Source organism: Bacillus sp. B2-WWTP-C-10-Post-4 (assembly GCF_009183805.1).
GTDB classification, from domain to species: Bacteria; Bacillota; Bacilli; order Bacillales; family Bacillaceae_G; genus Bacillus_A; species Bacillus_A cereus.
This window is the reverse complement of the sequence record NZ_WEII01000062.1, coordinates 1-20,057: the sequence shown is the minus strand read 5'-3', so window position 1 is coordinate 20,057 and position 20,057 is coordinate 1. Positions and strand designations below refer to the sequence as shown.

The following is a 20,057-nucleotide window of genomic DNA, read 5'->3' as shown; positions in this document are numbered from 1 at the left end:
TGATGTTTCCTCCTTTACCTTTTCTCCGGCTGATCACTCGGATACGTAGCATTCCTTTTATTTTCTACGTCCCAACTAATAATTGTCGCACTATCACGTCCCAACTGATGATGCACGTGTTCTAAAACATTGTGAATATTTTCTTTAAGTGTTTTATCATTTCTGTTCATAGCATTATACAAATTTACAGGTATTTCATATCGGCGTTCCCCGCATTCTAATACTCCATCTGTCACCATTACAATTCGGTTCTTTCCAGTACGTAATTCACGAATACCTGATGAATAGCAAGGAACAGGTAAATCAAATGTGTTTACATTTCCAATCCATTCGTAAAAATGACGTTGATTTAATGCATATTGTCCTAACTTATGTAACTCTTCATGAAATACATACACTAAACAATCACCGATAGAAAGCCACCATATATAATTTTCTTTCCTTACACATAATAAGCAAGCTGTTTCACCTTTAATTTTTTTGCACTTTTCCTTAAATGAAGATGACTGAAAAATTGTCAGTATATGATTTTCAACAGATTGAAACACTGTATTAATTGGTTCATTCAAAATTACTTTTATATTTTCATATTCTTTTTGGATTGTATTTACTACTAAATCAACACTTTCTGCACTATTATGTCCATCTAATATAGCTGCAAATTCCCATTCACCATTTGACCAAACTAATGCACCATCTTCATTCTTTTTCGCTCCAGCACTTTTATTCCCGCCATATTTACCAAGTACAATATCACCATATTGTTTAACTGAAATTTCTCCTAAACACATTTCTATATTTCCAACCCATGAATATTGTGTATTATTTGTTGTATGCATACTCATTTACCATATACTTTCGTATTCTTTCACATAGTTTTTTTATTTTCTCTTCGTCACCATATGGTGCGCCAGTCCATTTCGCTATCTCGGTTGGTGACCAAAACTCTTTTGGTGTATTCGGATAACGCGGAATAATGTGCATATGCATATGTGGTACACCATTTCCTGAAACAAAAGTGTAAATATGCTCTGCACCTTCGCTTTCTTTTAGCGCTTTACTTACTCTACTTGTTATAAGTCCGAACGCTTTCGCTTCTTCATCTGTTAGTTCAGCAAGGCCAGGTACATGTCTTTTTATATCTATCATTACATAACCCAGGTATGTTTCTTCACTATCCCAGTGGACATGTCCAACGTAAACGAGTTCATCTTCGTAAATAGCTCCACCTGGAACTATAATATTTCCTATATGTTTTTTGCAAATGAAACAGTTTTGTTCTATTTGATTGTTTGTTGACATATCCATCACCTTCCTTTTCATATATAATATCACAAAAAAAGGAAAAACAGGTTTCATATTCCGAATTTTCATTCTTTTGATACAACAATTTTTGAAATGAATTTACATCTCATTATTTCTTCAAAAACGCAATCACAATTATAATCCCAATTACAATTCCTATTACTAAATTATTTGTAAAGTGCCCTTGAAATACACCAATTACAACCCCTATACCGACACCTATTGCCAAAGCATCATTTCTTTTTTTATTTTTAGCCAAAATCACATCTCCTCCCACCATTTCTCCCTAAATAACATACATTTACTTGAATGTATTAATATACGCACTATCTCACTTAAATATTTCCAAAAAATGTACTGTAACTTCACATATAATATTTTCCATTTTCTGTACATACTCCTTTTATATTGGAAAATTTTCAAGTAACTATTAATTATACATAGGCATTTACTATAAGAAAGCTTCGTAATTTATTGAAGGAGGAACGATTCAAATGTATCCTCATTGGAATCCAAATATAAATCAACAGTATGTTTATTCCCCTCATCCCGCAAGGAATACATTGCATCATGATTCACAATATATGATGCAGCGTATTGCAAGTCTTGAAAATCAATTAACTAAATTAATCTCATTAATCGAGGAAAATAATCAATTAATTAAATCAATGGAACAACAAAAAAACCAAGTTTGTGCACCAGCTGGAGGTTCTGTTATCGTTCGTATGTGATCTGGATGCAATAAAAAACACACTTTGTATTATAAAAGTGTGTTTTTTATTCATTATTTTCTTTTCGTATGGAACCCTTGTGTAATTCGATCTAATATAATTGCGATTACTACGATAGCTAATCCAGCTTCAAATCCCATTCCGATATTAACTTGTGTTACAGAGCGATATACATCAACTCCAAGTCCTGGAGCTCCTACAAGTGATGCTGTTACAACCATCGATAACGAAAGCATAATGCTTTGGTTCACACCAGCCATAATCGTTCCGGTTGCAAGTGGTAATTGTACTTTAAATAGTTTTTGTGATGCTGTGGATCCAAATGCATTCGCTGCTTCAATTAAATCTTCTGGAACTTGTCTAATTCCTAAGTCAGTAAAACGAATTGTCGGTGGCATTGCAAAGATTACTGATGCAATAATTCCAGGTACTACACCTACTCCGAAAAATGTAATCGCTGGAATAAGGTATACGAATGCAGGCATTGTTTGCATAAAATCTAATGTTGGTTTTAAAAATTTTGAGAAACGTTCATTTTGAGATGCTAATATACCAATTGGAATTCCGACAATAATTGAAATAATAACAGACGTAAGTACGAGTGCCAATGTTTGCATCGTTTGTGCCCAGTAGTTAATATTCAAAATAAATAATAATCCAATAAGCGTAAAAATGACTAAAGATAATTTCCTCGTTGTGTACCAAATGAGGAAACATAAGATAATAATCATCAATATGGCGGGTATTATTGTTAAAAAATTAGTGAGTAAATCAACAAATCCGCCAATAATATAAGAGAATCCTCGGAATAAGCCTTCAAAGTGCTCATATAAACTTGCAACAAATGAGTCGACCCATTCCCCTAATGGAATCCGCGGTATACTATTCATCGTCTTTCACCTCTTCCTCAATGTTTCCTGCAAGAGCTTGAATGACACTTTCACGTTTAATAATTCCTCTTAGCCTTTTCTTCTCATCGATTACTGGTAACGGATATTTCATCTCTGCCATTTTTGCATATGTCTCTTCCAGTAAAGTATCCAAATACACATGCGGAATATCATTAAGTAATAAATCAGCAATCGGCCACTGTTTTTGTACTGCTTTACTCGCATCATCCGCAGTTAATATACCTAAAAACTCATACTTTTTGTTTACAACATATACAGTTGAAACACCTGCATTCCTCATAATTTGAAGTGCTACACGAGGTCCACGATCAATTAATAAAGTTTCTGGTCGTTTTAAAATAGACTCCGCCGTAATTACTTTTCCTAAATTCACATCCGCAACAAACTTTTCTACAAATTCATTAGCGGGGCTCATCATAATTTCTTCTGGTGTTCCAATTTGGACGATTTCTCCATCTTTCATTAATGCGATACGATCTCCAATTCGAAGCGCTTCGTCTAAATCATGCGTAATAAATATAATCGTTTTTTCCATTTTATCTTGTAACTCTAACAATTCATCTTGCATTTCTTTTCGAATAAGTGGATCTAATGCACTGAATGACTCGTCCATTAGTAATACATCTGGATTATTCGTTAGTGCCCTTGCGATTCCAACGCGCTGTTGCATACCACCACTAAGTTGACTTGGGTAATTATCTTTATGATGATCGAGTCCTACTAACTGTAGCGATTCTAACGCTTTTTTCTCTCGCTCTTCAACCGGAACTCCTTGTATTTCTAAACCATATGCAACATTTTGTATAACTGTACGATGCGGAAATAGAGCGAATTTCTGAAATACCATACTCATTTTCGTTCTTCTTACTCTCCGTAACTCTTCTTTTCCCATCGTTGCGATGTCTTCACCATCTATGTATATATGACCTGCAGTTGGTTTAATCAATTGATTTAACATACGAACTAGCGTAGATTTCCCGCTACCAGACAAACCCATAATAACGAAAATCTCTCCAGAGTAAACTTCAAACGTTGCTTTTTTCACCCCAACGTTCATTCCTGTCTCTTTTAAAATTTCCGATTTACTTTTTCCTTCTTTTAATAAGGAAAGGGCCCTTTGCGGATGTTTCCCGAATACTTTTGTTACGTTTTCAACACGCACCTTTGTATTATCCATGTCACTACTCCTTTTCTACCCATCTATTCACATAGTGTTGCGATTTTACAAAGAAATATTACATAAAAATGACATTCATAAGATTTCTTTAAAATTCTCGTTTCCGTTCATAATAAGAATGCTTACTTATACATTTATTTTATAAGGCAAACGTTACTTAGGAGGTTTTCGATGCGAAAGAAAATTTGGTTTATATGCCTTGCATTATTTATTACTATGATTTTCACTTCATGTAATGCAACAAATGCTAATTCGAAAGGAAAAATTAAACTAGGTGTAACAAGTTGGAAAGAAAATATTGCAACTGCAAACATGTGGAAAGTTCTATTAGAAGAAAAAGGCTATAAAGTTGAACTCATGTATTTAGAAAAAGCGGCAATTTGGACTGGTGTTGCTCGCGGTGATGTTGATGCTAATTTAGAAGTATGGCTACCCGTAACAGATAAACCACTAAATGATCGTTATAAAGATGATATTGTCTTAAAATCAAAATGGTATGAAGGAACCGGACTAGGTTTAGTTGTCCCTTCTTATGCGAAAAACATAAACAGTATTGAAGATTTAAATGCACATAAAGATGAACTTGATAACAAAATCGTCGGAATTGAACCTGGTAGCAGTCTAATGAATTTAACAAATAAGGCGATGAAGGAATATGATATTAAACTAAAACTCGTCCAATCTTCTGAGGCTGCGATGATGAGTGAATTAAAGAAAGCATATACGAAAAAGAAACCAATCGCTGTTACGCTTTGGAATCCGCATTGGGGCTTTTCAGAATTTGACTTAAAATATTTAAAAGACCCTAAGAAAGTATATGGTGAAAAAGATGACATTTATTACTCTGTTCGTAAAGGTTTCGAAAAAGATCATCCGGAGATCATAAAATACTTTGACAAATGGAAAATGAACGATGAACAGCTTGGTACGTTAATGGTCGAGTTAAATAAAACGAAAGATCCCGAAGAAGCGGCGCGAAAATGGATTAAGAAGAATCAAGCGCTAGTTGATGAATGGGTAAAAGATTAATAAAAATAGGCTAGAGGGTTAGCATATCCTCTAGCCTGTTTTTAACTTATTTTTTCGTAACAACGTCATCTACAATCCCATATGCCTTCGCTTCTTCTGCAGTCATAAAATAATCTCTTTCTGTATCATGTGCTACTCTTTCAATCGGTTGGCCTGTTTTTTCTGCAATCATTTTATTAATATCATGCTTTAACTTTAATATTCTTTTCGCAGTTATTTCAATTTCTGTTGCTTGCCCTTGTGCACCACCAAGCGGCTGATGAATCATAATTTCACTGTTAGGGAGAGCAAACCGTTTTCCTTTTGCTCCTGATAATAATAACAATGCACCGAATGATGCCGCAAAGCCCATGCATAGCGTTTGCACATCTGGTTTAATTAAATTCATCGTATCTAATATTGCAAAACCTGCTGTCGTTGAACCGCCAGGGCTATTGATGTATAAGAATATATCTTTTTCTGCATCTTCTGCTTCTAAAAATAATAATTGCGCTACGACACTACTCGCTACTTGATCATTAATTTCTGAGCCGATAATAATAATGCGGTCTTTCAATAACCTTGAATATATATCATAGGAACGTTCTCCTAATTTTGTTTGTTCTACTACATATGGAATTGCATTCATTTTAAATCCCTCCAATACTTGTTATGCTGCGTAAAGCATATAACTGTAGGAAGAAGGGTTTTTCACATTAAATAATAAGACTGGCTGTTTAGATGGTAACTTAGTAAAATCTATTGTCGGAAGAAGCTTCGTTAATAATTCCGGTCTTTCCTCACGAATAGATGTTACAACAACTTCAATATCCTCTGTGAATTCGACTATCTCAATCCCTTCTTCACTTACAGTTTTCAGCCTATTTCTACTCCGAAATAAAGAAGCTTTCACTGCACCTTCTGATACAGAACACACTTTAGCAATATCAGCGATACTATATTGAAAAACATCTTTTAATAATAAAATTGCGGATTGCTGTACATTTAATGAAGACAATACTTTCCCTACCATTTCATGCAAATCTGCAATGTTCTCATGTGGTTCTTCAAAAGTGATTTGTCCTCTTATTTTTTCATGAACAGACTTAGACTTCATCTGATCTAACCAACGATTTCTTGCTATTTTATAGACGAGTGTCATACAAATATCTTTATTTCTATATTTTTGAAGCACTTTACACACTGTTTCTTGGGCGAGATCTTCCCCATCCCATTTGTTTTTCGTTAAAAAAGTACAGTATCTTTTTAACTCTCCATATTGTTTAATTAAAAAGTTTATATTTGAATGATTCATATCGATATGGTTCTTTGAAACATGAGTTACTTTTGTGCACAAAATAACCACTCCTTTTCAGCGCTTACTTAATAAACGATTCAACATTAAAAAAAGTTACGGGGATATAAAAAAATAATGTTTATGTTCAATAATTCGCGGTCATAAATATGTTATGTACAATTTTACGTGAGGAGGAACAAATTTGCCAAAATTAACAATTGAAGGTGCGGGAACTTTTGATGTGAAAGAAGGAATAAAGTTAGTATTAGCAATTGAAGATAGCGGTGTCAACATTCTTCATCGTTGCGGCGGGAATGCACGTTGCACAACTTGTAGAGTAGAAATACTAGCAGGTGATTTCTGTGAAGCAAGTGCGAATGAGAAACATGCAATGACGGAAAAAGGAATTGAAGATCATTTACGATTATCTTGTCAAATGCGTGTACATAAAGATATAGTCGTTCGTCCGGTACTTACAGTTGAAAATTCAGGTCTTGATGCCGGGCCGCGTCCGGCGGAGTAAAGCGATGAATTTAAAACAGCTCGCTGGCGAATATGCCGCTAACTTTGTAAATGATGGCATGAAGATTGGGCTTGGTACAGGTTCTACTGTATATTGGACAATACAAAAATTAGGTGAGCGTGTAAAAGAAGGATTATCATTTCAAGCTGTACCAACATCAAAGGAAACTGAAGCATTAGCACAGCAACTAAATATCCCCCTACTTTCGTTAAACGACGTACAAAGTCTTGATCTTACAATTGATGGAGCGGATGAAATTGATTCAAATTTACAACTTATAAAAGGCGGTGGCGGTGCATTACTTCGTGAAAAAATCGTTGCCTCTTCCTCTAAAAAACTAATTATCATTGCTGATGAATCGAAATTTGTAACACATTTAGGTAATTTTCCATTACCTGTTGAAATCATCCCTTTTTCATGGAAACAAACCGAAAATAAAATTCAGTCTTTAGGGTGTCAAACAACGTTACGTTTGAAAAATGATGAAACTTATATAACCGATAACAATAACCTGATTATCGATTGTATATTCCCTAATCATATTTCTAATCCTGCCCATTTACACACCCAATTAAAAATGATTACTGGTGTAGTTGAAACAGGGTTGTTTATAAGTATGACGAGTACAGCAATTATTGGTACTAAAAATGGGATAAAGAAATTGTAATAAAAGCTAACTTTTTAAAGTTGGCTTTTTAGTATGTTCTTCTTCTCTTAATAGTGCTTTATTATGATATACTAGGAAAACGCAAACTGATTACACTAGAAAGGACTGAACATTTTGCAATCCAAACTTATAACAAAACTTGCTGATTTAGAAACTGCCTTTCATATTCGAAAAGAAGTATTTGTAAAAGAACAAGGTGTCCCTCTTGCAGATGAATTCGATACATTCGATGAAATCGGAGAGCAATGTAAACATATTTTAGTTTATTATCATGAACTTCCTGTAGGCACAGGTCGTATACGATTTGTTGATGGTGTCGGAAAATTAGAACGTATTTGTATTTTAAAAGATTATCGTACATACGGATTAGGTAAAGTCATCATTCAAACGTTAGAAGAACTTGCTCGTAACGAACAAGTTACGAAAGTGAAACTACACGGTCAAACACAAGCTGAAGGATTTTATAAAAAATTAGACTATGAAACTTCTTCTGATATATTTATGGAAGATGGCATTCCGCACATACTTATGACGAAAATGTTATCATAATAAAAAGGGTAGTATATGAATCTTATGTATTCATACACTACCCTTTTTTATTAATAGAAAAGTGAATTCTCAAGATTACCTTTTGCATCAAAGCCCATCATCTCTTAGTTCATACCTAAGTAAAGCTTACACTGTTTTCCATAATGATAATGCATAAATCCAGTTTGGATCACCATTTCCTTGATAACTCTGGACTGCTTCATATACTTTTCCTTCGTGTAGAACTCTATCTCCCTTTTTATATGCTTTTTTTGCATCCCACGCTTCATATGAAGCGCTTTCGGTTTTTGTAGTAATTGTGAATATATCACTCTGTACGGATTCATTTCCAGCTACATCAACAGCTTTCACTACATATTTATAAGTAGTATTAGCGAGCAGATTTTTATCCAAATAAGAAGTTGTATTGGATGTTGCAATCTTTTTCATTGATCCTTCTGTTTCTCTATAAATATCATAATGGTCTACACCAATATTATCGTCAGATGGACTCCACATTAAATCCACACTTGACGCTGTCGTTCCCATACTATGTAATCCTTTTGGTTGTGTTGGTGCTTCTGTATCAGGAGTCTCAACTGTCGTTTTTACTGTAAGCGCTGTACTTTCTGTCGATACATTGCCAGCTGCGTCAATTGCTTTTACAGTATAAGAGTATTCTGTACTTGGTTGTAACTTCTTATCAATAAAATGAGTCCCTGGTACTGTATCAATCATCTCTCCGTTACGGAAGATTTGATATCCTTTTACCCCTACATTATCTGTAGAAGCGTTCCATGTTAGTTCTACACTATTCGCTGTTACTTTTTGCGTCTGAAGTCCATTTGGAATACTTGGTGCTTCTATGTCTGGTTTCACATCATTAATAAGATTAACATCAATTACATTATAGAATGCATTTGCTGTATCAGCTACATCCCATACTGCTAAAATCACATGATATCCACTACGATCAGTAGGTACATTGATTTTATGAGTTAAATTATTTGAAGCTGCAGAACCATCATGTTGTACAGTTCCAATTGGTTCGAAATCTGCTCTTGTTAGCGCTTTATTTGGATTCCATCCTTTTTTAGTAATATAGTAATGCCACTTACTCGTTAAGTGAGGCGCAGTATACTTCCAAGTAAATGTATTTTCCCCACCAGTGATTGTATTTTTAAACCAACGATTTGCTGTTTGTTGATCTAAAATACCACCAAATTTTCCGCCTGCTGAAGCAATTTGTCCATCTACTGGACCACCTTGTGGGAACCCTTTTGGAGCTTCTAAACTTTGTGGTTCATACATAACACTTCCACAGTTTACATTTAGCGCACCATAAGTTGGACTACATAAAGCGGATCGGCTACCGGGCTTTTCAACAAAACCGTGCGCATAAGCATTTTGAGGAATAAGTGTCGTACTAATAATTCCAGCTGTTAATGCTACAATTCCTAAACTTTTTTTGTTCATTTTCATATTTTGTAGTTGTTTTAAAAATCGATTATTCATGTTCATGTCCCCTTCTTGTTATACTTTGTAGTGGAATGTGGGCTTTGATGTAAAAGAATAACAAGAGACAAACTTGTACCGATGTATGTGTTAATTATGCATACACCGCAGTGAAAATATATTTTTTCCTTGTGAAATATTTCACTTTATGAATATATCATGACATAGAACTCGCCTAAGCATGTGCAGAAGTTGTGCAGAAACAGTGAAATTATTACTAACATATAAAACCACATCCTGAAATCATAAAGTAAAACTTTAATTAGTTGGGATTTTACGGTCGGTTAATACGGGATAAAATAAAAGTGTGCAGCAGAAATTGTAGACTTAGTTCTCAAAATTCACATTTAGTATTTTCATTTTTTCCATTTAAACAATTCTTCTCTTCTTACAACAGAAAAGTGTCTATATCATTTAATATAGACACTTTTTTCATGTATAACTTTATATTTATTACTGACCTACAAATGTAAAGATTTCATCAACAGCTTCTTTATATCCACCCGATGTTCGGAATGATTCCTTCAAATTCAAAGCAGCCTCTTTATATGAAGGGTTATTTAAAACTAACTCCACACTTTCACGCAATTTCTCCACGGTTAATTCATTCATATGTAATTGAACTCCTGCTCCAAGACTCTCCACTTGCTTTGCGATTGCTGGCTGATCTGCACTTTGCGGTATTACAACGAGCGGAATCCCGTTATACAGTCCTTCATGCACACTGTTCATCCCGCCGTGTGTAATAAATAGTTTCGTATAAGTAAGCAGTTCGGTTTGAGGCACATAGTTTTTCACAATGAAGTTTTTAGGGATTTCGCCTAGATCACTTATTTTTGTTTTATTACCAATAGACATGACAATTGTATGCTCGCTATTCTCAAAGGCCTTCATACACAGTTTATAAAAATCAATCGCTTCATTAAAAACAGTACCTAATGAAATATAAATCGGACTTTTTTCTTGAATTGAAGTAAAATCAACGTCTCTGTTTTTTACTTGTGCAGAGATAGATGGTCCTACAAATTTATATGTTTCATCAAACGTATCACCAAAAGGCTGGAACTCCTTAATTGTATACACAATAGTAAGGGGTGCAGGATTACAGAAAACTTCATACGGTGATTTTATTTCAACACCATATTTTTCAGCAATTCCCTTCGTTAAGTTTTGAAAATCATTCTGTATTTTATCATGAATTTCTACTGGGATATTTTTTGACAGATGACCTAACATTTGCTCAAAAGATTTTTCATCCTGCGCAAAAGATGTACATGAATTTATAGATGGCAATTTAAGAATTTGAGCAATTAAGTGCCCACAGCCAAACATAGAATCATGAATTATGTAATCAAAATGTTCACCTTCAATTTGTTCTAGAACACTAGGTATAACAACATCTGCTGTATGTAGAAGACCGTTTATTCTTTCCTGTAAATAATTTCTGCCTCCAGATAGAAACGCTTTTATAAATTTTTGATCGTCAATCGTTCGTACAGTAGCACCTGTCTTCTCAATCCGATCCCTGAAAGCTTCTATTGAAAAATAAACGACCTCTTCACCACGAGAAATCAATTCTTCCACAACTTGTAAAGTTGGATTTATATGTCCTTCTGATCCAGCGTTAATAAATAAAACACGCGCCATAATAAACACTCCTTACGTTAAATCGTTTCTATGTTGGCAAGAGTACGGATTTTCTCCATACTCTTTTCTTAGTTGTTCGTAGCATGTTCCTACTAAATTGACCTAGCGAGTCTAAAACCGAGATCATCTATATGAAATGTAGGATGGCTTCGACGACGACAAGTAGCGCCGCACCCTCTCGCTGTTTCAGCCCAACTACCACCACGAAAAATGCGGTATGATCCGTACACTGTTTCATCATACAAATCATAACACCATTCCCAAACGTTCCCTAGCATATCATAAAGTCCCCATGCATTCGGTTCTTTTTGGCCAACGTCATGAATCTCTCCATTTGAATTTTCATTATACCACGCTATATCATGAAGTTTCCCGTATGTATATCCGGTTGTACTTGCTTTACATGCATATTGCCACTCTGCCTCACATGGTAATCGGTAGCCATTTGAATCTAAATTACATTTCACAATTTGACCACCATCACTAATAGAATAATATTCTTTTAATCCCGCTTTTTTTGAAAGTACATTACAAAACGCAATGGCATCGTTCCATGAAATATTGACAACTGGTTTATGATTTTTATCAAAATTATTTAATGTACTATTTGTAATAGCATCATATAGTTCGATTTTTACAGCATACTTCGCAAGAAGAAATGGTTGAATTTGCACTAGCCATTCTTTTTTTATTCGATCATCTCTTAATACTACCTCTCCAGCTGGAATATTTACCATTAATGAATCGATTGTTTGAATTAAATCATTAGTCATTTTCTATTCCTCCAAACGTTCATTTTATATGAAATTATAGTCATATACTCATTACAAAATACAATTTTCAAAAAGCGTTAAATTTTTCATAATAAAAAACGATTAGTTTAATTAAACTAATCGGTAAGATCCAAAAAGAATTGTTGTGTCACATTCTATTATTATATGTGCTCTAAAAATTTCCGAACCTCATTTGGAGATTTTAAAACAATAACCTTTTTCTCTTCGGACAATTGCTCTAACCCTTTTAAAATTGTAGGTCGTTTAGCATTAGGATATTTCCATATCCATTTAAAAAATTGCAAATCAAATCTTTCTTCGCATCCCGCGCCCATATCTGGTCTTGTTTTATTCCGGTATTTTACAATTCTTTTAAACGCACGATAAATACAAATTGTTCTATGAATATCAAGGAAGATAATTGTATCAGCTGCATTCAGTCTGATATCCATCGTCCCGCCATAATTCCCATCAATAATCCACTTCTCATCTTTAATTAAGTTATTTTGAACTGCTATTTGTTCTTCTCTCGGAACACCTTCCCAATTCGGTTTCCAAAATAATGCATCAAGATGATGCACCTTAATATTTAATTTATTTCCTAACTGCCTTGCTAATGTAGATTTTCCTGAACCACCAGAACCAATTAATATTATTTTTTTCATACCTTTACGATACCTTCTATAACTTCTTCAATAGCTTCCTTATTAGCAAAAATCCAGAAGAACATTTCTTCATTTAACTTTAATAAATCTGGTAACTGGACAAAATAAGCAATAAAGATAATTTGAATTGAAAGCATAACATACCAAATAGCTTTTAGTTCTTCTTTCGTTAAATCATTTTGTTTATAATAACCTTCAAAGACTTTGCTAACGATATGTAACCATTTCCCTCTTAATCTTTCATCACTAAATAGCTCGCTTAATACACTTGTACAGCAATAACATAAATCAAATATTTTTACATTATTTTCTAAAAACTCAAAATCTATAAACCCTTCCAGTTTATCATCTTTAAAGATTAAATTTGATAGATGCATATCACGATGAATAATTTGTCTCGGTAATGGATGGACCGTTTCCTTGAAAGCTACGTGCATTCGCTCCATCTTTTGAATTACCTCTCGATGAACATGCTCATTCTTTTCTAAAATCGGTATAGCCCATTCAAATACCATCTTATATAAATCTCTTTTTATTAACTCATGGTCACTATTCACCGAATGTAATGCTTTGTGCAGATTAGCTATTTCTTCTCCAATTGTACTTGCTAGCCTTTCCAGCTTATCCGTATCTTTTATTTCTAAAACACTTCCGACAACATACTCATATAAGCAATAATATTTTTCTTCATATAATACATATTGTTCATCATTTTCTGTCTTTACTACTCTCTGTACTTTAATTCCCTTTTCATACAGTTGCTTCAAAACATCAAATTCTACTAGAAATTGCTTTATCGATCCCGTTCTCTTTAAAATGTACTCTTTATTCTTGCATAAAACCTTCGCTACTTTTGGTTGCATTACAGTAGCTGTGACATGTTCATTTCGAAACCAAAGCTTTGCAATTTCCAGTGCTTGTTCCATTTACAAATACCCCTTTTACAATTCTTATTTCTTCCGAAAAATAACCTCACACAGTATTCCCACTCCAACACCAATTGTATAAGCCACTACATCACTCCACAAAAAACCGTATCCCAACACGAGTCCCCCCAAAGTCGTTGCACGAATGCTATCTATCCATTCCGCATGATACAATTGGCTCGCTTCAATCCCGTAGCAAAACATTAAACTAATAAAAGCCAACTTCTTCGTCTCTGTTTTAGGAAACAAAAATCCAAAGCCAGTGAAAATCATTAATGCCCATAATGCATCACCTAAATAATCATTTAATAGATGTGGTAGTGCAAAAGCAAACTTTCTTGAGCTAAGACCTAAAATAATAACAACTATAGTAAATAGTGCATATACTACTCTATTTCGTTTCGTATTCATTTTAAAGTCTCCTAATATGTAATGTAAAACTGTAAATAGCTAGTAAAACAAAGTTATTTTACTAGCTATTTATTGATTGCTTTTATGATAAGAAAATGTGGATTCATATTTAAATAATGATATGATTTTTCGCTTACTTCTTTCATTTTTTCAATTGCCTTCGGTTCCACTATCTCTTCTAATACAAAATAATTTGTAGTTTCATTTAGTATGTCTTGTAATGATCTTCTAAAAAACTTGACTTCAATAGTAATATTCGGTTTAACCCAAGTATCTATTAATAACTGTTTTTCAAAATAATTTTCACATGGAAACTTTGTGAAATCCATAAAAGGATGATGAATAGAATAAATAAGTTCTCCACCTGGCTTCAATACACGACGAAATTCTTGAAATACTTGATTCCAATTTTCTATATAATGAAGAGTTAATGAACTTACAATCACATCATACGTATTATCTTCAAATGGCAATGTTTCTTGCAGATCATGACAAAGGAACGTCGCTTCTTCTCCTATATTTTCTTTTGCTGCTTTTACCATTTCAGGACTTACATCAATTGCTGTAACATTTGCTCCTCTTCCTATGAATTGAGAAGTATACCATCCAGCTGCACATCCAGCATCTAATATCTTTTTTCCTTCTAGTTCCTTTGGAATAAGCTCCATCATCGCCGGTCTTTCATAATAACTGTTATATGGATTTGCGAAATCTAGATTTTCTTTATATGTACTCGCTAATTTATCATACGTATCTTTAATCGAATCTTTCATTACACACACTCCTAATACATATTAATCCATTAACTCCTGCTGCTTTTTCTTTGAAAATGATTGTAGTACTAAATCATACGACCAATCAATCATTTTATTAATTTGCTCCTGCTCTATATCCTTATGAATATAAACGGTATTCCAATGTTTTTTATTCATATGATACCCTGGAATAATTGTTTCTGGATAATCTTCTCTTATTCTTAATGCGACTTCTGGATCACACTTCAATGTAATCGCAGCTTTTTCGCCTTCTTCATGATTTACTATCGCAAATATTTTATTATTAAGCCTCATACATGTTGCACTCCAGCCACCTGGAGAATCTTCTGTCGCTTTTCTTTTCGATAAACAGTACGCTCTTGTTGCATTCATTTTAATTGGCACCTCTTATTCTTTCCCTGTTTGATTACGGTGCATCACAATTTGCTTCGTTGCTTGAAATTGCTGCTCACCGTAAAACTTTATTAGCTTCTCTCCGCAAAATAGACTAACAATATCAATATGAGATATTTCTCGAAGTAATATTGTAAGCATTTTCTCTCCAATACCTTTATTCCTTACATTCTCATGTACGACAACATCTTCAATGTATGCTCGAAAAACACCATCAGAAACGACTCTAGCAAATCCAACTAATTCATTTTCTTCCCATACTCCAATGACTATACTATTCTTTAACATTTTTTCAATATCGACTTCTTTTCTTTCTGGCCACCAACCAGAATCATAAAGCTTCTTAATTTTTTCTGCACAGATTGGTTGTTCTTGTTGCAATTTATACGTGTACATATGCTTTCTCCTATCAATCAGTATACATAATATTATTATAATCTCTTTTCAAAAAAGTGCTGACTATGACCTTTTGGATGATCTTCAACGATACCATACTCTCGGTAACCGTGCTTTTTATAAAATTCTGGTGCTTGAAAACTAAATGAATCTAGCAATATTAATCTGCACCCTTTTTCCTTCGCAATTTCTTCAATTTTATGTAAAAGTTGGCTCCCCCAACCGTCATGACGAACTGATTTATCAACCCATAAAAAGTCGATATGAAGATGATAAAAATACATCGTACCTGTTACACCACCAAATATTTTTCCTTCTTCATTTTTTACTACGAGACTTACTTCTTCCATCGGCTGTTTTACTTCATCTGTTAAGATGGACATATTATATTGAATGACTTTATTTTTAATGTATTCTCCTTCAATACGTGTACCGTTCTCTATATGTTTCATATACATTGCTTCCTTTCAACTTAGTAAGCTACATTTTATTTTTCCCCTTTAAAATACTAATCAAAACGAATCCACCATATGTAACAAAGCATGAAAAGCCAATTATCCCTGGTACAGAGACATAGCCTACCCTTATGTAACTTATAACTGCAAAACAAGCGATAGACAATAAAATAGATGACCAAAATATAACAGCTATTTTTCTTCGCCCTCGTTTCGATGTACTTTCTTTCTCTTCAGAAACACGTGTGCCAAAAAGCAATACAATACAAATAAGAATTGCTGCAAAGTAAATTGTATCTAATGACAAATTGTGATCATATAGTGCGATTCCAACTTCAAGAGCGATAATCGTTAAAATTAAAATAATGATTGTTGAAGTCTTTAAGTTTCTTTTCAATCGCTCACTCCTAGCATGCTTTCACTATATTCTTTGTATATGTACTTTAAAACTACTGCAAAAGCTTCATCTACCTCTTTATTTTCACGGCGATTCGGTAAATCTTTTCCCCCAATCACATAAAGAAGTGAAAATTCGTTAAACATTCCTATAATACCAATATTTATTGTAGCTGTGAGTAATCCACCTGTCATATGAGCTATATGATAATATGGAATTTCTTCATACTCTCCTTGCTGTCTTACCATGCCGCTAATAATTGGTTCCCATAATTCTGGTTCTGACTTATAACCTTGAAAGGTTTGTATGAAAAGGGCAAGAACTTCACTTAATTCTCCAACATTTTTCTCATCTCTAGCATTCTCTTGTATATGAATTTTTGAAAAGTACGTTTGTGCGTACATTTTCACAGCATCCCATCCACCACAGTGCATTACAACTGACTGTGCAACGTAACTATCATGACAAGCAATCATTACCTCTACCGCTTGACTAAGTGTTAAAGAAGTTCTTCCTTGTAAATGCGGATATAACTGCGCACTATCTTCATGTGGATTAAATTTAATGTAATGAAGTATATCATTCCAATTATGTTTATTTTCCTTCACCATTTGCGTTACTACAAATCCAATGACTAATTTTGCTGCTGATGCTAACGGAATATTTAGTTCACTATTATACGAAGCAACTATACGATTATTTTTTGTAGAATAAATTGCCATTCCCACATAATTAGATTGTACCTCTTTTATTTTATTTATAACAGTTTCCATTTCTATCCCTCTTTTTATATCGTTATATTAACTTCTAATATTTCAACATTGAATGTAAAAACCTTTTCATTAGCTATTAAAATAAGAAAAAGGTAGCATGAATTTTTTCTTGCTACCGAAAAATATTTATTCTTCTATAGGATTTTCAGGACCGTTAAGTTCCAGCTGATAAAAAGCTAAATCTAGCCATTTATTAAACTTATAACCAGCTTTTTTTATTGTTCCTGCATGAACAAATCCATAGTTTTGATGCAAGGCAATACTTTTCTCATTCTCTGCATCAATTCCAGCAATTAAGGTCATATACTCTCTTTCCTTTGCAATTTTGATTAATTCCTTCATTAATGAAGACCCAATGCCATTTTTTCTATATGCCTTATCTACATACACAGAATGTTCAACTGAATATTTATAAGCAGGCCACGTTCTAAATGGGCCGAATGTCGCAAATCCTACTACTTTATTATCTAATTCATATACGAAAATTGGATACCCTTCAGCCTTTTTTTGTTCATACCAATCTATTCTATTTTCAAGGGTTACAGGTTTATACGCATATACAGCTGTTGTATAAAGTATCGCATCGTTATAAATATCTAAAATGTATGCTAAATCTTTTTTCGTTGCTTCCCTTATCATTGTTTTCTTCCTTTCATCATGTTCACCTTATATCACTATCTTTTCAATAGTTTTATTTTATCGAAATTTCCGATTTTTATCTACATACGAATACTAGCTTTTCGGAAACCGTCAAATATATTTATTGCAGTAGATAATGTATAAATTACAATTCCACCGCCAACTAACCACGTTTTAAATCCCTCTGGGGAAATAGTAAATGCATTTGCCAAATACGTAATAAACCCTGCGTTAAATACATGTGGATTTACTACAATTACAATGAATACTATCGTCCCAGCTACTTGAAGAATAGCATTCCCAATCGCCAATCTTTGCGTCCATTGTCCCTGCACTAATTTATAAAGGGATATACATATTTCAAAAACGATCATAATTACAACGATTGGCCAGTACTGCAATAAAACATCTTGATTAAAAGTTGGCGAGACAAACTTCAGTCCATTTGCCGTACCGTTATATACGCCAACAAGATGATTCGCATAAAAGTAAAGTGTAGCCCAAACTGCTGTCCACATTAAACCTCCAAAAACTTCAAACTTCGAGATTGCTTTTTTCTTTGGGATATACGAGATGTTTTTCAAATCATCTGGTGTCCATTTTTTTAAACTTGTCGTCAACGGCTCGATACCTTTGTCTGTATCTGTTCTTTCTAAAATAACAAACACAAGTGTCAACCAGAAAAATACATGGAGGCCCACTTCAAAAATTTCCCCAATGCCTTTACCTATCAATTGAAAAATAACATTTAATACTGCTTGATCACCACTATAGCCTATAAAATTTTCTGCAACCATTGATATGAGTGCAATGACAGCTGCGATTGGTATAATCATTTTTAACAACGTTATATATACATCAAAATAACGTGGTCCAATTAAATGCATCGGTCTATCCAAATAACCATTAGCCAATGAAACCGGACTCCCCAATTTTTCGAGAACGCTCTTTACATCTTTCTCATTATAATCTTCAGGTAACATATCATCTATAGTTGACCTTAGTTCAAGTGTAATATCTTCACGATTTTTTTCAGGTAATCTCTTCGCAACCTCTTGGATATAGAGATCAATTAAATTCATTCTCTTCCTCCTCCTTTAATAAGTTATAAAGTTCTTTCGAATCCTTTATCCATTCTTTTTTCAACTGCAAAAATATTTCTAATCCATAATCACTTAAAACATAATACTTACGAGGTCTACTCTCCGTTTTATCCCAACTACTCGTCACTAATTCCTGCTTTTCTAATCGGCGAAGTAGTGGATATAAAGTACTTTGATCAATTGTAACCCCTGATTGCTCCAATAACTGGACAAGTGAATATCCGTACTGCGGCGTTCTTAATTGACTTAAAACAGCTAACGTTAATGTCCCTCTTCTTAACTCAGTAATTAACGAGTTTAATAAAGTATCCATTCACTCACCTCATTTCCATTACTATATGTCATACAGTATGTGTTTTATACTATGTATCGTACAGTATTAATGTGACAAAAACTATAATTTTTTACCAAAAAACAGATAATGAACAGCGCAAATTATATGATTTGTGCTTTTTTAGCTAAGTTATATATAACACTCTAAAAGGTAACAACCTTAACTACTAATTTTGAAGTTCCAGTAATGCTATATTAAGTTACAAATATCGTATACATATGATGTGAACATAACATCTCACTATAGGAAGCTATAAAAACGGTGAATTACCATGCTTGAATGATTCCCGTTTTCAGCACCTAATCAACGTTATTTCCTTCATAAACTTCATCTTGTTCAAAATCTCTATTTTTGTTTGGTTTATTAGAGAAAAATAAAAAAACAATTAAATTAGGTTAATTGTTTTTCAAATACAAAATCTTTATTTTTTTAAATAACCTATGATATTCGAAAAGACAAATTCTCCAAATGCAAGTGGTATATAAATAAACCATAACTTTAATATTGCCTTTGTTTCTTTGTGATCAGAATCCCCCATTAAAACCAACCCTATCCTTTATTTTCAAATATTTTGATTTTAATTCCAATAATAAGAAGATTATACCATTTACAAGTTTAATAGTCTATTTTTTCTAAAAATTAAATAAACATATCCCCTCAATATTCAGATAAACATAATAACTTTTTTACGTTTCATCTTCAAATTC

At 33.4% G+C, this 20,057-nt stretch carries 27 protein-coding genes; 5 read left to right on the top strand and 22 right to left on the bottom strand.

Annotation, left to right across the window (positions count from 1 at the left end; genetic code table 11):
- Window positions 1–14: 14 nt before the first annotated feature.
- The 3 genes from GBN78_RS20645 to GBN78_RS20635 all read right to left on the bottom strand — a co-directional run bounded on the left by GBN78_RS20645 (window position 15) and on the right by GBN78_RS20635 (window position 1,582).
- Window positions 15–839, bottom strand: a complete 825-nt coding sequence (locus GBN78_RS20645) for a PP2C family serine/threonine-protein phosphatase (RefSeq protein WP_130068029.1) — start codon at window positions 837–839, stop codon at window positions 15–17.
- A complete protein-coding gene (locus GBN78_RS20640; protein ID WP_002005170.1) occupies window positions 823–1,323 on the bottom strand; it encodes an HIT family protein in 501 nt (166 codons plus the stop codon). Before GBN78_RS20640 ends, GBN78_RS20645 begins: the two co-directional genes overlap by 17 nt.
- Window positions 1,324–1,414: 91 nt before the next feature.
- On the bottom strand, window positions 1,415–1,582 hold the full coding sequence (locus tag GBN78_RS20635) for a glycine zipper domain-containing protein (RefSeq protein ID WP_002196584.1): 168 nt from the start codon (window positions 1,580–1,582) through the stop codon (window positions 1,415–1,417).
- Window positions 1,583–1,799: 217 nt separating this feature from the next.
- Here GBN78_RS20635 and GBN78_RS20630 point away from each other — a divergent pair, with 217 nt between their 5' ends.
- Window positions 1,800–2,036: a hypothetical protein gene (locus GBN78_RS20630; protein ID WP_000283222.1), complete on the top strand. Its 237-nt coding sequence runs from the start codon at window positions 1,800–1,802 to the stop codon at window positions 2,034–2,036.
- 53 nt (window positions 2,037–2,089) lie between these two features.
- Here the strand turns inward: GBN78_RS20630 and GBN78_RS20625 are convergent, their stop codons facing one another.
- Together GBN78_RS20625 and GBN78_RS20620 are read right to left on the bottom strand one after the other, a co-directional pair.
- Window positions 2,090–2,926, bottom strand: a complete 837-nt coding sequence (locus tag GBN78_RS20625; RefSeq protein WP_001084760.1) for an ABC transporter permease — start codon at window positions 2,924–2,926, stop codon at window positions 2,090–2,092.
- On the bottom strand, window positions 2,919–4,124 hold the full coding sequence (locus GBN78_RS20620; RefSeq protein WP_000370606.1) for a quaternary amine ABC transporter ATP-binding protein: 1,206 nt from the start codon (window positions 4,122–4,124) through the stop codon (window positions 2,919–2,921). Before GBN78_RS20620 ends, GBN78_RS20625 begins: the two co-directional genes overlap by 8 nt.
- Window positions 4,125–4,295: 171 nt before the next feature.
- Between GBN78_RS20620 and GBN78_RS20615 the strand changes: the two genes are divergently transcribed.
- Window positions 4,296–5,153 carry a glycine betaine ABC transporter substrate-binding protein gene (locus GBN78_RS20615; protein ID WP_030025880.1) on the top strand — a complete coding sequence of 286 codons (858 nt, stop codon included), beginning with the start codon at window positions 4,296–4,298 and terminating at the stop codon, window positions 5,151–5,153.
- 46 nt (window positions 5,154–5,199) lie between these two features.
- Here GBN78_RS20615 and clpP read toward each other — a convergent pair whose 3' ends face one another.
- Both clpP and GBN78_RS20605 read right to left on the bottom strand, forming a co-directional pair.
- Window positions 5,200–5,781, bottom strand: a complete 582-nt coding sequence (gene clpP / locus GBN78_RS20610; RefSeq protein ID WP_000991610.1) for an ATP-dependent Clp endopeptidase proteolytic subunit ClpP — start codon at window positions 5,779–5,781, stop codon at window positions 5,200–5,202.
- A gap of 21 nt (window positions 5,782–5,802) precedes the next feature.
- Window positions 5,803–6,489 (bottom strand): RNA polymerase subunit sigma-70, encoded by a 687-nt coding sequence (locus GBN78_RS20605; protein ID WP_030025885.1) that lies wholly within the window; start codon window positions 6,487–6,489, stop codon window positions 5,803–5,805.
- Between the two features lie 142 nt (window positions 6,490–6,631).
- Here GBN78_RS20605 and GBN78_RS20600 point away from each other — a divergent pair, with 142 nt between their 5' ends.
- The 3 genes from GBN78_RS20600 to GBN78_RS20590 all read left to right on the top strand — a co-directional run bounded on the left by GBN78_RS20600 (window position 6,632) and on the right by GBN78_RS20590 (window position 8,168).
- On the top strand, window positions 6,632–6,952 hold the full coding sequence (locus tag GBN78_RS20600) for a 2Fe-2S iron-sulfur cluster-binding protein (RefSeq protein WP_030025887.1): 321 nt from the start codon (window positions 6,632–6,634) through the stop codon (window positions 6,950–6,952).
- A gap of 4 nt (window positions 6,953–6,956) precedes the next feature.
- On the top strand, window positions 6,957–7,619 hold the full coding sequence (rpiA, locus tag GBN78_RS20595) for a ribose 5-phosphate isomerase A (protein ID WP_098292940.1): 663 nt from the start codon (window positions 6,957–6,959) through the stop codon (window positions 7,617–7,619).
- A 114-nt stretch (window positions 7,620–7,733) separates the two neighbouring features.
- Complete coding sequence (locus GBN78_RS20590) at window positions 7,734–8,168, top strand: GNAT family N-acetyltransferase (RefSeq protein ID WP_152127663.1); 435 nt, start codon at window positions 7,734–7,736, stop codon at window positions 8,166–8,168.
- Between the two features lie 126 nt (window positions 8,169–8,294).
- On the opposite strand, the gene GBN78_RS20585 is transcribed toward GBN78_RS20590, so the two are convergent.
- The 15 genes from GBN78_RS20585 to GBN78_RS20515 form a co-directional block, all read right to left on the bottom strand.
- The gene (locus tag GBN78_RS20585; protein ID WP_065845369.1) at window positions 8,295–9,662 is read right to left on the bottom strand and encodes a lytic polysaccharide monooxygenase; all 1,368 of its coding nucleotides are present in this window, start codon (window positions 9,660–9,662) and stop codon (window positions 8,295–8,297) included.
- Between the two features lie 453 nt (window positions 9,663–10,115).
- Window positions 10,116–11,309: a macrolide family glycosyltransferase gene (locus GBN78_RS20580; RefSeq protein ID WP_098620004.1), complete on the bottom strand. Its 1,194-nt coding sequence runs from the start codon at window positions 11,307–11,309 to the stop codon at window positions 10,116–10,118.
- A 92-nt stretch (window positions 11,310–11,401) separates the two neighbouring features.
- Window positions 11,402–12,082, bottom strand: coding sequence for a formylglycine-generating enzyme family protein (locus GBN78_RS20575; protein WP_152127662.1), 681 nt, complete (start codon window positions 12,080–12,082; stop codon window positions 11,402–11,404).
- A 161-nt stretch (window positions 12,083–12,243) separates the two neighbouring features.
- On the bottom strand, window positions 12,244–12,747 hold the full coding sequence (locus tag GBN78_RS20570; protein ID WP_000720552.1) for a DNA topology modulation protein: 504 nt from the start codon (window positions 12,745–12,747) through the stop codon (window positions 12,244–12,246).
- Entirely contained in the window at window positions 12,744–13,673 is a 930-nt protein-coding gene (locus GBN78_RS20565) for a phosphotransferase enzyme family protein (protein WP_152127661.1), read from the bottom strand. The genes GBN78_RS20570 and GBN78_RS20565 overlap by 4 nt, the downstream gene beginning before the upstream one ends.
- Window positions 13,674–13,697: 24 nt before the next feature.
- Complete coding sequence (locus tag GBN78_RS20560; protein WP_001093461.1) at window positions 13,698–14,084, bottom strand: ribosomal maturation YjgA family protein; 387 nt, start codon at window positions 14,082–14,084, stop codon at window positions 13,698–13,700.
- Window positions 14,085–14,149: 65 nt separating this feature from the next.
- Entirely contained in the window at window positions 14,150–14,857 is a 708-nt protein-coding gene (locus GBN78_RS20555) for a class I SAM-dependent methyltransferase (protein WP_000655256.1), read from the bottom strand.
- Window positions 14,858–14,878: 21 nt separating this feature from the next.
- Window positions 14,879–15,232 (bottom strand): MmcQ/YjbR family DNA-binding protein, encoded by a 354-nt coding sequence (locus tag GBN78_RS20550; RefSeq protein ID WP_000994630.1) that lies wholly within the window; start codon window positions 15,230–15,232, stop codon window positions 14,879–14,881.
- Between the two features lie 15 nt (window positions 15,233–15,247).
- Window positions 15,248–15,649 (bottom strand): GNAT family N-acetyltransferase, encoded by a 402-nt coding sequence (locus tag GBN78_RS20545; RefSeq protein ID WP_152127660.1) that lies wholly within the window; start codon window positions 15,647–15,649, stop codon window positions 15,248–15,250.
- Between the two features lie 35 nt (window positions 15,650–15,684).
- Complete coding sequence (locus tag GBN78_RS20540; protein ID WP_000680413.1) at window positions 15,685–16,101, bottom strand: GNAT family N-acetyltransferase; 417 nt, start codon at window positions 16,099–16,101, stop codon at window positions 15,685–15,687.
- A 28-nt stretch (window positions 16,102–16,129) separates the two neighbouring features.
- Entirely contained in the window at window positions 16,130–16,501 is a 372-nt protein-coding gene (locus tag GBN78_RS20535; RefSeq protein WP_000827994.1) for a hypothetical protein, read from the bottom strand.
- Window positions 16,498–17,274 (bottom strand): serine hydrolase, encoded by a 777-nt coding sequence (locus GBN78_RS20530; protein ID WP_152127659.1) that lies wholly within the window; start codon window positions 17,272–17,274, stop codon window positions 16,498–16,500. The genes GBN78_RS20535 and GBN78_RS20530 overlap by 4 nt, the downstream gene beginning before the upstream one ends.
- Before the next feature lie 126 nt (window positions 17,275–17,400).
- Complete coding sequence (locus GBN78_RS20525; RefSeq protein ID WP_000617513.1) at window positions 17,401–17,913, bottom strand: GNAT family N-acetyltransferase; 513 nt, start codon at window positions 17,911–17,913, stop codon at window positions 17,401–17,403.
- Window positions 17,914–17,993: 80 nt separating this feature from the next.
- Window positions 17,994–18,995 carry an HAAS signaling domain-containing protein gene (locus GBN78_RS20520; RefSeq protein WP_152127658.1) on the bottom strand — a complete coding sequence of 334 codons (1,002 nt, stop codon included), beginning with the start codon at window positions 18,993–18,995 and terminating at the stop codon, window positions 17,994–17,996.
- Window positions 18,982–19,329, bottom strand: coding sequence for a PadR family transcriptional regulator (locus GBN78_RS20515; RefSeq protein ID WP_000380301.1), 348 nt, complete (start codon window positions 19,327–19,329; stop codon window positions 18,982–18,984). The genes GBN78_RS20520 and GBN78_RS20515 overlap by 14 nt, the downstream gene beginning before the upstream one ends.
- Between the last annotated feature and the right edge of the window lie 728 nt (window positions 19,330–20,057).

Bases quoted from the DNA above. Each gene is read 5' to 3' on its own strand.
- GBN78_RS20645 (WP_130068029.1), bottom strand. From the start codon at position 839: ATGCATACAACAAATAATACACAATATTCATGGGTTGGAAATATAGAA.
- GBN78_RS20640 (WP_002005170.1), bottom strand. From the start codon at position 1,323: ATGAAAAGGAAGGTGATGGATATGTCAACAAACAATCAAATAGAACAA.
- GBN78_RS20630 (WP_000283222.1), top strand. From the start codon at position 1,800: ATGTATCCTCATTGGAATCCAAATATAAATCAACAGTATGTTTATTCC.
- GBN78_RS20625 (WP_001084760.1), bottom strand. From the start codon at position 2,926: ATGAATAGTATACCGCGGATTCCATTAGGGGAATGGGTCGACTCATTT.
- GBN78_RS20620 (WP_000370606.1), bottom strand. From the start codon at position 4,124: ATGGATAATACAAAGGTGCGTGTTGAAAACGTAACAAAAGTATTCGGG.
- GBN78_RS20615 (WP_030025880.1), top strand. From the start codon at position 4,296: ATGCGAAAGAAAATTTGGTTTATATGCCTTGCATTATTTATTACTATG.
- clpP (WP_000991610.1), bottom strand. From the start codon at position 5,781: ATGAATGCAATTCCATATGTAGTAGAACAAACAAAATTAGGAGAACGT.
- rpiA (WP_098292940.1), top strand. From the start codon at position 6,957: ATGAATTTAAAACAGCTCGCTGGCGAATATGCCGCTAACTTTGTAAAT.
- GBN78_RS20585 (WP_065845369.1), bottom strand. From the start codon at position 9,662: ATGAATAATCGATTTTTAAAACAACTACAAAATATGAAAATGAACAAA.
- GBN78_RS20580 (WP_098620004.1), bottom strand. From the start codon at position 11,309: ATGGCGCGTGTTTTATTTATTAACGCTGGATCAGAAGGACATATAAAT.
- GBN78_RS20575 (WP_152127662.1), bottom strand. From the start codon at position 12,082: ATGACTAATGATTTAATTCAAACAATCGATTCATTAATGGTAAATATT.
- GBN78_RS20570 (WP_000720552.1), bottom strand. From the start codon at position 12,747: ATGAAAAAAATAATATTAATTGGTTCTGGTGGTTCAGGAAAATCTACA.
- GBN78_RS20565 (WP_152127661.1), bottom strand. From the start codon at position 13,673: ATGGAACAAGCACTGGAAATTGCAAAGCTTTGGTTTCGAAATGAACAT.
- GBN78_RS20560 (WP_001093461.1), bottom strand. From the start codon at position 14,084: ATGAATACGAAACGAAATAGAGTAGTATATGCACTATTTACTATAGTT.
- GBN78_RS20555 (WP_000655256.1), bottom strand. From the start codon at position 14,857: ATGAAAGATTCGATTAAAGATACGTATGATAAATTAGCGAGTACATAT.
- GBN78_RS20550 (WP_000994630.1), bottom strand. From the start codon at position 15,232: ATGAATGCAACAAGAGCGTACTGTTTATCGAAAAGAAAAGCGACAGAA.
- GBN78_RS20545 (WP_152127660.1), bottom strand. From the start codon at position 15,649: ATGTACACGTATAAATTGCAACAAGAACAACCAATCTGTGCAGAAAAA.
- GBN78_RS20540 (WP_000680413.1), bottom strand. From the start codon at position 16,101: ATGAAACATATAGAGAACGGTACACGTATTGAAGGAGAATACATTAAA.
- GBN78_RS20530 (WP_152127659.1), bottom strand. From the start codon at position 17,274: ATGGAAACTGTTATAAATAAAATAAAAGAGGTACAATCTAATTATGTG.
- GBN78_RS20525 (WP_000617513.1), bottom strand. From the start codon at position 17,913: ATGATAAGGGAAGCAACGAAAAAAGATTTAGCATACATTTTAGATATT.
- GBN78_RS20520 (WP_152127658.1), bottom strand. From the start codon at position 18,995: ATGAATTTAATTGATCTCTATATCCAAGAGGTTGCGAAGAGATTACCT.
- GBN78_RS20515 (WP_000380301.1), bottom strand. From the start codon at position 19,329: ATGGATACTTTATTAAACTCGTTAATTACTGAGTTAAGAAGAGGGACA.